Below are 12,780 nucleotides of genomic sequence, written 5' to 3' on the forward strand. Positions count from 1 at the left end.
TTCGGACGCGCGTTGCAGTCAGCGCGAGGACCATTGACCGAACCACGACATGTCCCCCGAAAGATGAGCGCCGGCATTCTGCTGGTCGACAGGCAGGGACGCGTGCTCATGCAGCTTCGCGATGACAACCCGAAGATCATGTTCCCGGGCCACTGGGGTATCGTCGGCGGTGCGTCGCAGGGCGATGAGTCGCCGGAAAAGGCGGCGCGACGCGAGACCGAGGAGGAGACGGGCCTCACGCCGGGCCGCATCGAGCCGTTCCGCGCCTACTACTTTAACGGACGCCGCGCGACCGATGGCAAGCGCAACGCCGCGACAAGAGCTTCGTCCGACTTCGAGCTGTACCTGTTTCATGCGCCGTGCGAGACGCCCGTCGAGGAGATGACCTGCGGCGAGGGCCAGGAACTGCGCTTCCTTGGTCCGGACGGCATCGATGGCCTGGACATCGCCTACAACCACCGCGAGGTGCTCGAAGACTTCTTTGCGGCACCGGTCTACGCGCGGTACTTGCGCGGCGATGCCTTCGAGGACCACGCGCACGCCGTCGATCCGGTCGAGCACTTCCGCGGCGCGATCGACGCCGGTGAGCCGTGGTTCGAAGCGCTCATGCAGGCGATCGCGCTCTGGCAACAGCCCGATGAACAGGTCGGAGCCCGGCATTTCCGCTATCTCATCGGCGGCGAAGCGTTCGACTGGCTGCTGCTCGCGGAGCGACTGCTTCGAGAAGCCCCGGACGCGGTGCCCGATGACGAGGCTGAGCGCCTGCTGTTCGAAGGGCGGGCGCCCGGTGAGGAGCACGGCGCGCGCATCGCCGACGAGCGGCTGCGCGAGATGATCGGCGAGACGAAGCATCGCGCGCACCTCAACTACGTGTACGGCGTGATCGTCGAAGAGGCGCTGCAGTACGCCGTGGAGCTCGATCTCGTGAAGGAGCTCGTCAGCGTGGCGATCAAGGATCCGCGCGACCCCGAGCACGCGCGGGATCCGCTCTACGAGCGCATCTACGGCCGCGGCCGATCCGAACTGTTCGCCGAGTTCCGCGCGGAGCGAGGCCAGCGCGCCGGACGCACGATCTCGCTCTCGGAGTTGCGCGAGTTCATGTACTGGCTGTTCAAGTACCGCGTGAAGAACGCCGAACCCGCGCGCGTCGCATCGGACACGCGCAAGGCGCTCGCGCAGTTATCGTCGATCGAAGACGCCGTGAGGCGGGCGCGACTGCGCAAGGTCGCGGCGCGCGAACCGGAGGAGATCTTCGCATCGGTGGACTGAGCGAGTTTGGTTACGCGACGTTATCCGTCCCGGCACCATCCACCGTGCGGCAGTCGATATTCCAGACCGCGTCGCTCAAACGACACTTTCGGCGCGCGCTTTCAGGCCGTCGGCGAACTGCTGGAACGACGGTCCCAGATCGGGCATGGAACGCCAGATCAGCGGCAGCAACGGGCCGGTGAACTCTTCCCGCGCATCGAACCGCGTCGTGCCATCGCCATTCGGGGTGAGCTTGAAGGTGCGCACGCCTTTGAACAGCCCAAGCGGCATGCCACCGGACCACGTCATCGACTCGTTGGGCTCAAACCCCGTCACCTTCACCGGGAACGCACGCCCGGGATTGGCCTTAGAGACAACTTTGATCGTCTCACCGGCCGCGATCGTGCCCTCGACGCGGTCGACGCCCGCGTCCCACTCCGGGTACTTCGCCCCGTCGATGAGGATTGACCAGACGCGTCCTGGTGGGGCGTTGATCGTCGTGCCGGCTTCGTAATACTTCACTGCGCGTGCCTCCTCATGCCGGGCGGTTCACGCCCCTGCTAGAGATACTGGGTCGTCGCCCCGTCTGGATCTACCCCGACGCCAGCAGGCGTTCGGCGCGCTCCTCGAAGTCGGCGAAGACCTCGCCGTACAACCGGAAACCCTCTTCGATGCCGACCCAGCGCGCGAACCAGCCGCCGATCTTGCGATGGTCGCGATAGATGAAGTTCATGTAGCCCGCGAAGTTATCCAGCCCGCGTCCCATGTAGGTCAGTTGCCGGAACGGCTCCCACGCCAGCGCATGATCCGCGCACGACGTGATCGCGGCGATGTCGGCGTCCGGCCGCAGGCGTGACAACTCGTCGCAGTAGACCTCGAGCACCTGCTGCCACGTCATGTCGCGCGGCACGACCGCGATGCGGTCGAAGAAACGCAGGAAGCCCGGCTTGTTGACCGCGCCCATGTACAGCCAGAACACCGCCAGGTCGTAGGCCGGCGGCCCGGCGCACACGAACTGCCAGTCGAAGACGACGTGCGGTTCGCCATCGCGCACGAGGAGATTGCCACGATGATAGTCGCCGTGCAGGAGCGTCTCCGGCGAGCGCTCGAAGGCGCGGCGGAAGATATCGGGCCGCTGTGCGAGCTGAGACGCCAGTTCGAGCGAACGCTCGCCGACGGCGCGCGGGAAGTGCGGGTACGCGGCGTACTTTTGGCGGAGGGCTTCGATGCCGCCCTCAAGGAAGGAGAAGATGTAGGCGAGGTCGCGGGTGAACGGCCGCACCAGCCCTGCAGGCGCGGCGCCCAGGTACTGTGCGTGCAGGGCCGCGAGATTGCGGAGCGCACGCGGCGTCTCCTCGGCCGCCCACTCGATGATGCGCCGGCCGCGCGGCAGCGCCTCCATGAGCACCCAGCCATCGCCGCCGTTCTGCGGTACTGGGCCGATGCCATAAAGGGCCGGGACGCGCATCGGGACGCCGTGCGCGAGCGTGGCGAAGAACGCATGCTCCCTCGTCGGAGGGCCGTAGGGCAACTCGCCCTGCTTCAGGATCGCCTTCTGCTTCGCGCCGGCGATCTCGAGCTGGACGCGCTCGAAATACGAGCCCGTGAGCCCCGCCGTCGGACGCAGGCGTTTGCGCTTCTTGATGCGCACGCTCGCGCCATCGCGGCGCACCGCGCGCACGCCCGCGACCAGTTCGTCGTCGGAGATCTGCGGCTCGATCACGGGGGATTGATGGCACAGCAGTGCGTGAGGCTCAAGTGAGCGCCGCGCTAAGCCGCGCGTGCGCATGGCCGACGCTCGGTGGCCGTTAGCGCTGCGACACCGTCCGCGCCGTCTCCCGCACCACCGTGCCGGGATCCCACGGCGTCCCGAGCGCCGGCAGCAACCAGCGGTCGATGCCGATCCAGCCGGCGACTTTCCAGCCCATGAGGATCAGCACGGCGATGATGAACAACACCGGGTTGGTGCTGGCGCTTCCGGCGAGCAGGAAGTTGAAGTTCAATGTCGCACCGGCGAGCGCCGCGAGGCCCGTGAACAACCCCACGATCAGCGCGATGCCGACGATCACCTCACCGAAGGCGACGATCCAGGCGAACCACGTGTACCACTCGTGGTCGATCATGTAATTCAGGAAGTCGCGATACCAGTCGTAGGTGATGCGTGGTTGTCCCTGCTCCGGGATCTCCGTGGCGCGCACCCAGAATCCTCGCAGTGGCTGGCCATCTTCGCCTTCGACGGCGATCCAGCGCTCGTCACCCCAGACCTTGTGCCAGCCCGCCAGCAGCCACTGGTAGCCGAGATACGCGCGCGCGAGGAGCCAGAGCGGCGCCATGGACGTGTTGTTGAAGATCGCCGCGAACCACGACGGATCACGCAGCTCGCGATTGGTGAATGCGCGCTCCATGATGCTCATCGCTGCGCCTCCTCGCCGAAGACGCGTCGCGTCACAACCTCACCGATAGCCCAGGCGATGACCACGGCGATGAGGATCGGGATGAACGCGAGGATCTGATTGTCGTCCTGGAAGAAATGCACCATGAGCACGGCGACCGCGGCGACGCCCGCCCAGGCAAGGATGCCCGCCACGAGCGCAAGAGCGCCTTCCATACCTGACCTCCTTTGCGCTAGGCCTCCAGCAGCGAAGGCCGCACCGATATAGTGCGTCCTCCGGACGCGCATTGGTAGTGGCAAAGGGCACCCACAGCATGACAAATGGCACGCCTACGCGCTGTTCCTGGGCCACGTCTGACCCTCTGTACATCGCCTATCACGATGACGAGTGGGGCGTGCCGCTGCACGACGACCGGGCGCTCTTCGAACTGCTGACGCTGGAGGGCGCGCAGGCGGGGTTGAGCTGGCTGACGATCCTGCGCAAACGGGAAGGCTATCGTCGCGCGTTCGACCAATTCGTGCCGGCGACGGTGGGGCGCTACGGCGAGCGCAAGGTCGAAGCACTGATCGCCGATGCCGGCATCGTGCGCAATCGCGCAAAGATCCTCGCGACGATCAACAACGCCGCCCGCGTGCTCGACGCGCAGCGTGAATTCGGCTCGTTCGATGCGTACGTCTGGCGCTTCGTCGATGGTGCGCCGCGCATCAACTCGCCGTCATCGCTCGCCGAGGTGCCGGCGAAGACGCCGCAGTCCGACGCGATGAGCAAAGACATGAAGAAGCGCGGCTTCAAGTTCGTCGGCTCGACGATCTGCTACGCCTTCATGCAGGCGGCCGGCCTGGTCGACGATCACGTGACGTCGTGCTTCAGGTCCCAGAAGCGCGGATAGTACACCCGATTGACGCAACGGTCACGGATAGAGGACGTTGGCGTCGCTGGGGCAGCGACGATCGATGAGGGGGGCGCCATGAACCAGAGGAGTCGCACATGACCATCGCCGGGCCTGCGTTCGTCGTGCTGTTCGTCGCGGGGGGCGTTCTGCTGGGTGAGTTGCTTGGCACGTTCGGCGATCCCGACGCCACGTTCGACGAGTACTTCGCCGAGCGGGGCAACCGGGCGCGTGACATCGTCGGCGGCTATCTGCTCGCGGCTTCAGGCATGGTGCTCATATGGTTCGCCGTACAACTGCGCCGCGCGCTTCGCGTCGCGGATAACGAAGCATCGTGGCCGGATGTCGCAGGCCTTGCGGGTGCGCTCGCCGGCCTCCTGATCGTCGTCGCGGCGGCGGCGCTCATGACCGTATCGCTCAGCATGGCATTCGGTCGCGGGTTCGGCGATACAGGGCAGTTCGCGTCCGGCGCCGCCGGACCGCCGCAGCTTGGTTACGTATTGCTGTGCGCGCTCGCCGTGATCCCCGCGGCGGCGATGATCGTCGCCTCATCGATCGTGACGTTGAAAGAACGCTCCGCGCCGCGCTGGGTTTCGTACGCGGGCTTTCCGCTTGCGGCGTTCCTGCTGCTTGGCCTATCCGTCGGGCCGCTGGTGGCGCTTCCGATCTGGGTGGCTGCCGCGACCTTCTCGCTACGCCGCCTTCCCGCGACGCCTTCTACTTAGCCATCCGCGCCAGTTCCGTCTCGAGCTGCGCGAGACCCATCGGCCCCAGGCCGAGCGCGTCGGTGTGGAAACGACCTTGTAGCTGATCGCCTGCGCCGGCCAGCCCAGGTAGCGCAGGATTTCGCGGGGGCTGGTCGACGATCACGTGAGGCCGTGTTTCGGGCCCCACATCTTGCTCCGTGACCCAACCCAGTGTTGAGAGACCTCTAGGAAGCGCTCAGCTTCTGGAGGAAAGTGTCGGAGCCGACATCGGTAATGCGAATCTGCAGCTCCTCCTGGTCGGTGACGGGAACACGCCAGCTTTCCTCGGTCATGATCAAACGCACGGCTTCTTCAGAGTACAGCTGATCCAGCTGTCCTTTGAAGCGGTTGCCGCGGACGAGAACCACGAGGTTCTCTTGAACCATCTCAGCGACTGTCAGAGCGGAAAGTCTTTGATTCACGTGATCTGGCTGGTCCCTGAACAGGCGTTTCGATTCGGAGAAAACCTCCCACAGCCACAGGTCATAGTCGACGACCTCGCTAAGAACGGCCCCGCGCAGCCCGCCGTCAAGCGTCGTCTCCTTGTCGCGCTCGTCCTTCGGTGTGTCTAATTCTGGATTGCCGGCGAGTGGAACAGGCCTACTCCGTTCTGCTTCGATCTTCGGACCGGTTACGACGACATAGGGCCCGCGTCGTACGTCGCCCGGATGGCGGCGCGGATCTCCCGGCATGATTCGGATTATCTGACTCAGATCCGCCGGGTTGCGATAGATCTTCGGAGGTGGATCCTGTTTGTTAGTCCCGTCCATGGTGTCCTGCTTAGGCTAAGCCATCCGCGCCAGTTCCGTCTCGAGCTGTGCGAGCCCCATCGGCCCCAGGCCGAGCGCGTCGGTGTGGAAGCGCTTGAGGTCGAACGATGCGCCCTGACGCCGCTTCGCCTCGTCGCGCGCGGCGAGCCAGCGGCGCTCGCCCACCTTGTAGCTGATCGCCTGCGCCGGCCAGCCCAGGTAACGCAGGATCTCGCTCGCGACGAGTTCGCGGTTGATGCCCGTCTTCTCGATCGTGAACTCGACGGCAAGGTCGTGGCTCCACGTCTCACCCGGGTGAAACTCTTCGTTCTTCGGGATCGGCAGTTCGAGATGCATGCCGATGTCGACGATGACGCGGACGGCGCGTAGAGCCTGCATGCTGAGCATGCCCATGTAGTAGTCCGGCACGTCGAGGAATCCCAGTTCGGCCATGAGGCGCTCGGAGTACAACGCCCAGCCCTCACCGTGGCCGGAGACGAACGCAAGCATGCGCTGGTACCGCGAAAGGTCCAGGCACTTCGTCGCGCCGACCTGCAGGTGATGACCGGGCACGCCTTCGTGGTAGACGGTCGTGACGTCGGTCCATTTCGGGAAGGTCGTGCGCGTGCCGACGGGGAACCACGTCCTGCCGGGCCGCGAAAAATCTTCGGACGGCCCGGTGTAGAACGCCGCGAGCGCGCCCCCGGGCGGCGGGATCATCACTTCGATGCGCCGGATCCGCTCGTCGATCGCGAAGTGCACGCCATCGAGCTTGTCGAGCGCGTCGTCGTGCTTCTCCTGCAACCACGCCCGGTACGCCTCGACGCCCTCCACCTGGCGCGCGGGGTCGCTGTCGAGCAGCGCCCGCGCCTCTTCGACGGTGCTCCCCGGCTTGATCTGCTCCGCCGTCGTCTCCATCTCGCGCTCGAGGCGGTGCAGTTCGTCCCACGCCCACGCGTACGTCTCATCGAGATCAAGCGCGGCGCCGACGAAGTTGCTCACGCCGAGCTGGTAGCGCTCGCGCCCGGAGCCATCGCGCTCGACGGCGTGCGGCAGATATTCTTCGAGCAGATAGCGACGGAGCGACGCGTACGCTTCGTCCGCTACGCGCACACCTGACTCGATGTCGGCGCGCAGAGCGTCGTCGCCGATCCCGCTGCGTTCGAAGTCAGCGCGGATGGTGCTGAAGAACGATGGTTGGCCTTGCTTCTGACCGCTCCACACCTCGGCCTGCCGCGCCAGTTCGCGCACCTGCCGCGCGGCGACGGTGCGGCGCTTTGCGGTGCCCTCAGCGAGCGTCTCTCGATAACCGTCGAGCGCTTGCGAAGACTTGTTCAGGCGCGAAGAGATATTCGACCAGTCTTCCGCCGTCGCACGCGGCATCTGGTCGAAGACGCTGCGGAATCCCGCCGGCGGACTGCCGAGCGTGCGCGCCGACATGTACTGCTCGCCGGCGCCGTACAGGTCGATCTGCACGGCGAGACGGTCGAGCATGACGTCCCGCGCGATGCGGTCGGCTTCGCCCTCGACCGGCGTCTCTTGCAGCTCGGCTACCGTCTTGCGCGCGTGCGCCACGGAAGCTGCGGCGCCGGCGGGCGAAAGGTCGCTGATCTCGGCGTCATGGCCCGGAATGCCGAGGCGCGTCGCCGCCAGCGGATCGAGCGCGACGAATTCGTCGACGTACCGGTGCGCAAGGTCATAGACGCGCGACATGCTGTACTCCGTTCGCAGGGCGCGGGCGGCGCCGCAGTGGGTTGTCCCCGCAGGGTGATGCCCGTGGCTGGTTGTCTGTCGCCAATCTTCGTCCGTGGTTGTAGGAGCGTCGCCGGTCAGGAACCACGCGCATTGCCGCCACGGGCCGATCGGCCCCGCTTGACGTGACGCGAACGTAGCGTGCGTATATATCCACAGGTTTTCGGTGGCGCAGCGCCGCCCTCCGATCAATAGTGCAATCGCGCACTAAGGTCGCTTCGCTCATGGGAGGTCCGATGCAATACCGGCGGCTGGGCAACACCGACCTCGACGTCTCCGCGGTCGGTTTCGGCGTCTGGACGACGAGCACCGGCTGGTGGGGCGATTACACCGACGACGACGCCATCGCCATGTTCCGCGATGCGAAGGCGCTCGGGATCAACTTCTTCGACGCATCGGACAGCTACGGGAACGGCCGCTCCGAGGAGCAACTCGGGCGCGCGTTCGGCAACGACCCTGACGTGATCATCGCGACGAAGGGCGGCTACGACTTCTACTCGTACCCCGAGCGGCGGCGCGGCCAGCAGGAGATCCCGCAGGACTTCAGCGGGGCGCACCTTCGCAAGGCCGTCGAAGAGAGTCTGCGTCGCCTGCAGCGCGACCGTATCGACTTCTACCAGTTGCACAACCCGAAGATGGACACGATCGACAACGACGAGACGTTCGACACGCTCGAAGCGCTGAAGCGCGAAGGCAAACTGCGCAGCTACGGCGTCGCGCTGGGTCCGGCGATCGGCTGGAAGGACGAAGGGGTGCGCTCAGTACGCGAGCGGAACATCGATGGCATGCAGATCATCTACAACCTGCTCGAGCAAGATCCCGGCCGCGCGCACATCGACGCCGCGGCGGAGCGTGGGGTCGGCGTGGTCGTGCGCGTGCCGCACAGCTCCGGCATGCTCGAAGGCAAGTACACCGAAGACACCGTGTTCGCCGAGAACGACCATCGTCGCCACCGCCCGCGATCGTGGCTGCTTAACGGCATCAAGAAGGTCGAGCAACTCCAGTTTCTCGTCGAAGGGCGCCCCGGTGCGACGCTCGGGCAGGTGGCGCTCAAATGGCTGTTCACGCAGCCCGCGATCGCGTCGGCGCTGCCGAACATCTACGACCGCGAGCAGATGGCGGAGTTCGCGGGCGCCTGCGAGATCCCCGATCTCACGTCGGAGGAGCTGGCGCGCATCCAGGATTTGTACGAGTCCAACTTCGGGCTGGAGCAGGCGGCCGAGAATGCCACCGCGGCGGCGGCGCGATGACGACGGCCGCGCGAGTTGCGCTCGACGCCACCGACCAGCACCTGCTGAACGAGATGCAGGACAAGTTCCCGCTGATCCGTGAACCGTTCGCGGAACTGGCGCAGCGCATCGGCATCTCGCAGGAGGAAACGATCGAACGCGTGGCGGCGATGCGTGAATCGGGCGTGCTCCGGCAAGTCAGCCCGATCTTCGATACGAAGGCACTCGGCTATGCGACGTCGCTCGTCGCGATGAGTGTGCCGGATGCGCAGTTGGTGCGTGCCGCCAGAGTCGTCAACGCGCACCCCGGCGTCAGTCACAATTACAAGCGCACGCACGCCTTCAACATGTGGTTCACGATCGCCGTGCCGCCGGGCGCCGACTTGCAGGCGCACGTCGACGTGCTGCACGAGGCGGCCGGCGCCACCTCGACCCGCATGCTGCCGACGCTCAAGCTGTACAAGATCGGCGTTACGCTGGACATGACCGGCGAGCGCAAGATCGACGACCGCTCGGCGCCGCAATACACGCACAGCCAGCGCGAGGTGGCGTCACAGCACACGCTGACCGAGCGCGACAGGGACGTGATCCGCGCCGTGCAGGGCGACCTGCCGCTCGAGCCGGATCCGTTCGCACCCGCTGCCCGCGGCCTCGGCACGACCGTCGACGGGCTGATCGAAGAGTTACAGGATTTGCAGCGGCGCGGCTTCCTGCGGCGTTTTGCGGCGATCCTGCGGCATCGAAAGGCCGGATTCGGCGCGAACGGCATGGCGGTGTGGAACGTCGGTGACGCCGCCGTCGACGACATGGGCCAGACGATGGCCGGCTACACGACGATCAGCCACTGCTATCGCCGCCCGACGTATGAAGACTGGAAGTACGACCTCTTCACGATGATCCACGCGCGCAAGAAGGGCGAGTGCGAAGCCTTCGTCGAACAGCTCGCAGACCAGCACGGATTGAAGGACTACGCCGTGCTGTACAGCACGACCGAGTTCAAGAAGATCCGCCTCGAGTACTTCACGCCGGCGTATGACGAGTGGGAACGCGAGCATCTGCGCGGGAGCGCGTCGCATGCCTGAGCCGTCCTCGCAGCGCGAGTACATGCGCTGGGCGTTCTATCGATTCGCCGACTCGTGGCGCGCCCTCAGCACCGATGACCGCTCGCGCGACCTCGATCAACTGGCAGAAGCGCTCGCCATGCCCGTCGCGCCGTGGCAGTTTTGCTACAGCATCGTCGGGCTGCGCGCTGACACCGACTTCGGCGTCTGGCTGAAGACCGAAGCCGGCACGGAGCCGTTGCAGCAGTTCGAACGCAACGTACGCGCGACGGCGGCCGGCGACCACCTGGTGCTGTCGCACAACTTCATCTCGATGACGAAGCCGTCGCCGTATGCACGCAAGGAGACCGACCCGGAGCGCGAGGCGCTGCGCGCGTACCCGGACGGCGCGCCGTACGTCTTCGTCTATCCGATGGTGAAGACGCGCGAGTGGTACAAGCTCTCCAGCGAGGAGCGCGGCCAGATCATGCGCGAGCACGTCGCCGTCGGGCAAAAGTACCCGCGCATCCGCATCAACACGAGCTACAGCTACGGCATCGACGATCAGGAATTCGTCGTTGCGTTCGAGGGCACGGATCCGGCGGAGTTCCTGGACCTCGTGCAGGACCTGCGCTACACGCGCGCCAGTTCGTACACGCTGCGCGACACACCGATGTTCACATGCGTCCTGCGCACGCCGTCACAACTCGTCGACGAGTTTCGCGTGCGCGCGGGCGCGTTGGCCCGCTAGACCGCCCCGCGTCCCGCCTCCCGCCTCCCGCCTCCCCGCCTCCCGCCTCCGCTTCCAACTTCCAGCTTCCAGCGTCCGCCTACCTTTACGTGCACGTCAGGGTCTGTTAGACTTCCGCGTCATGGCCCCCACCAAACTAGCCGTACCTCTGCGCCTGCTGCGTTACGCGCTGCCTTACCGGCAGCGCGTCTTCCTCGTCTGGGGCGCGCTTGCGGGACTGACGGCGTTCCAACTCGCAGGTCCGTGGCTCGTGCAGTACGCCATCGACACCGGGTTGGACATCCAGACCGTCGGCGGCGTCGACGTCGCGCTGGGCGATGAGCGGACGCTGATGATCGCCGCCGGGCTGATCGTCGGGGCGGCAGCGTTCCGGGGCATCTTCCAGTACTTTCAGACGTTCACGGCGGAGTGGCTCGCGCAGCGCTGCGCGTACGACATCCGCAACGACATCTACAACCACCTGCAGCGGCTGAGCTTCGCCTACCACGACAAAGCGCAGACCGGGCAGATCATGCAGCGCGCGACCCAAGACGTCGAAGGCGTGCGAATGTTCATCAGCATGGGCGCGATCCGGCTCGTCTACATCGCGGTGCTGCTGATCGCGACGCTTAGCCTCATGGGCACCACGAACTTGCAGTTGGCGATGATCAGCTGGATCTTCATCCCGATCACCGCTGCCCTGGCGATCCGCTTCACGTCGCAACTACGGCCGATCATGCTGCGCACGCAGGAACTGCAAGGACGCCTGGGCGTGGTGCTGCAGGAAAACCTGAGCGGCATGCGCGTGGTGAAGGCATTCGGACGCGAAAACAACGAGCAGCACAAGTTCGATACCGAAGCTGCGGACCTGTTCGACAATTCCTACATGTCAAGCCAGCTCCAGGCGAAGTACACACCGCTGCTCACCGGCGTCTGGTCGCTCGCGATGGTCGCGACGGCGTGGGTCGGCGCGAACCAGATCGCCGATGGCAACCTGACGGCGGGTGAGCTGGCGAAGTTCCTGCTGTACCTGGCCATGCTCCAGCTTCCGGTGCGGAGCATCGGCTTTATCACCATGCTGTGGGCGCGCGCCCAATCGTCCGGCCAGCGTATCTACGACATCCTGGACGCCGAATCGGCGGTGCAGGAGAAGGCGAACGCAGCCGAACTGACCGACGTTAAGGGCCACGTGCGCTTCGACGGCGTGGCGTTCGGCTATGACACGATCAGCCCCGTGCTGCGCGGCGTCGACATCGATGCGAAGCCCGGCCAGGTCGTCGCGCTGCTCGGCCAGACCGGCTCCGGCAAGTCGACGGTCGTCAATCTTATGCCACGCTTCTACGACGTTACCGGCGGTCGCATCACGATCGACGATGTGGACATCCGCGATGTGACGCTGTCGTCGTTGCGGCGCACGTTCGGTATCGTCCAGCAGGACGTCTTCCTGTTCTCAGCGACGATCCGAGAGAACATCGCCTACGGCTCCCCTAACGCCTCAAACGACGACGTCGTGCATGTTGCGAAGCTGGCGCGCGTACACGAATTCATCGAACAACTGCCCGACGGGTACGACACCTGGGTCGGCGAGCGCGGCATCACGCTTTCGGGTGGTCAAAAGCAGCGCATCTCGATCGCGCGCACGCTGCTGCTCGACCCCAAGATCCTCGTGTTCGACGACTCGACATCGAGCGTCGACACGCAGACGGAATACCTGATTCAGCAGGCACTCGCCGAACTGATGAAGGGCCGCACGACGTTCGTCATCGCGCAGCGGTTGCGGACCGTGCGCACCGCCGACCAGATCCTGGTGCTGAAGGGCGGCCAGATCGTGGAGCGCGGCCGTCACGAAGAGCTGATTGAGCAGGACGGCCTGTACCGCCAGATCTACGACGTGGAGCTGCGGGACCAGGAGGAAGCGTACGAGCGCGAGCGCAAGCGCCTCGAGACGCTCGGAGAAGTGCAGGTAGAGGCCGAGGCGGCGACCGCCGCCGGCGGCGCCTGAGC

Annotated in this window: 13 protein-coding genes; 7 read left to right on the top strand and 6 right to left on the bottom strand. The window is 65.7% G+C overall.

Going from position 1 to position 12,780, the window contains the following annotated elements:
• The first annotated feature begins 63 nt into the window (after positions 1-63).
• Entirely contained in the window at positions 64-1,269 is a 1,206-nt protein-coding gene (locus WEB52_15810; protein MEX2227900.1) for an NUDIX domain-containing protein, read from the top strand.
• Between the two features lie 75 nt (positions 1,270-1,344).
• Here WEB52_15810 and WEB52_15815 read toward each other — a convergent pair whose 3' ends face one another.
• The 4 genes from WEB52_15815 to WEB52_15830 form a co-directional block, all read right to left on the bottom strand.
• On the bottom strand, positions 1,345-1,770 hold the full coding sequence (locus WEB52_15815) for an SRPBCC domain-containing protein (GenBank protein MEX2227901.1): 426 nt from the start codon (positions 1,768-1,770) through the stop codon (positions 1,345-1,347).
• Between the two features lie 70 nt (positions 1,771-1,840).
• Positions 1,841-2,971 carry a phosphotransferase gene (locus WEB52_15820; GenBank protein MEX2227902.1) on the bottom strand — a complete coding sequence of 377 codons (1,131 nt, stop codon included), beginning with the start codon at positions 2,969-2,971 and terminating at the stop codon, positions 1,841-1,843.
• An 85-nt stretch (positions 2,972-3,056) separates the two neighbouring features.
• Complete coding sequence (locus WEB52_15825) at positions 3,057-3,662, bottom strand: DoxX family membrane protein (protein ID MEX2227903.1); 606 nt, start codon at positions 3,660-3,662, stop codon at positions 3,057-3,059.
• On the bottom strand, positions 3,659-3,856 hold the full coding sequence (locus tag WEB52_15830) for a hypothetical protein (GenBank protein ID MEX2227904.1): 198 nt from the start codon (positions 3,854-3,856) through the stop codon (positions 3,659-3,661). The genes WEB52_15825 and WEB52_15830 overlap by 4 nt, the downstream gene beginning before the upstream one ends.
• 98 nt (positions 3,857-3,954) lie before the next feature.
• Here WEB52_15830 and WEB52_15835 point away from each other — a divergent pair, with 98 nt between their 5' ends.
• A complete protein-coding gene (locus WEB52_15835; GenBank protein MEX2227905.1) occupies positions 3,955-4,530 on the top strand; it encodes a DNA-3-methyladenine glycosylase I in 576 nt (191 codons plus the stop codon).
• 98 nt (positions 4,531-4,628) lie between these two features.
• Positions 4,629-5,255, top strand: coding sequence for a hypothetical protein (locus WEB52_15840; GenBank protein MEX2227906.1), 627 nt, complete (start codon positions 4,629-4,631; stop codon positions 5,253-5,255).
• A gap of 206 nt (positions 5,256-5,461) precedes the next feature.
• Here WEB52_15840 and WEB52_15845 read toward each other — a convergent pair whose 3' ends face one another.
• Together WEB52_15845 and WEB52_15850 are read right to left on the bottom strand one after the other, a co-directional pair.
• On the bottom strand, positions 5,462-6,046 hold the full coding sequence (locus WEB52_15845) for a hypothetical protein (GenBank protein MEX2227907.1): 585 nt from the start codon (positions 6,044-6,046) through the stop codon (positions 5,462-5,464).
• Between the two features lie 15 nt (positions 6,047-6,061).
• Positions 6,062-7,738 (bottom strand): DUF885 domain-containing protein, encoded by a 1,677-nt coding sequence (locus tag WEB52_15850; protein MEX2227908.1) that lies wholly within the window; start codon positions 7,736-7,738, stop codon positions 6,062-6,064.
• Positions 7,739-8,013: 275 nt separating this feature from the next.
• Here WEB52_15850 and WEB52_15855 point away from each other — a divergent pair, with 275 nt between their 5' ends.
• The 4 genes from WEB52_15855 to WEB52_15870 all read left to right on the top strand — a co-directional run bounded on the left by WEB52_15855 (position 8,014) and on the right by WEB52_15870 (position 12,778).
• The gene (locus tag WEB52_15855) at positions 8,014-9,027 is read left to right on the top strand and encodes an aldo/keto reductase (GenBank protein ID MEX2227909.1); all 1,014 of its coding nucleotides are present in this window, start codon (positions 8,014-8,016) and stop codon (positions 9,025-9,027) included.
• Positions 9,024-10,088: an AsnC family transcriptional regulator gene (locus tag WEB52_15860; protein ID MEX2227910.1), complete on the top strand. Its 1,065-nt coding sequence runs from the start codon at positions 9,024-9,026 to the stop codon at positions 10,086-10,088. Before WEB52_15855 ends, WEB52_15860 begins: the two co-directional genes overlap by 4 nt.
• Positions 10,081-10,797, top strand: a complete 717-nt coding sequence (locus WEB52_15865; protein MEX2227911.1) for a chlorite dismutase family protein — start codon at positions 10,081-10,083, stop codon at positions 10,795-10,797. Before WEB52_15860 ends, WEB52_15865 begins: the two co-directional genes overlap by 8 nt.
• Before the next feature lie 121 nt (positions 10,798-10,918).
• Positions 10,919-12,778 carry an ABC transporter ATP-binding protein gene (locus WEB52_15870; protein ID MEX2227912.1) on the top strand — a complete coding sequence of 620 codons (1,860 nt, stop codon included), beginning with the start codon at positions 10,919-10,921 and terminating at the stop codon, positions 12,776-12,778.
• The last annotated feature ends 2 nt before the right edge of the window (positions 12,779-12,780 follow it).

This window comes from Dehalococcoidia bacterium, assembly GCA_040902535.1.
Lineage (GTDB): Bacteria > Chloroflexota > Dehalococcoidia > DSTF01 > JACRBR01 > JBBDXD01.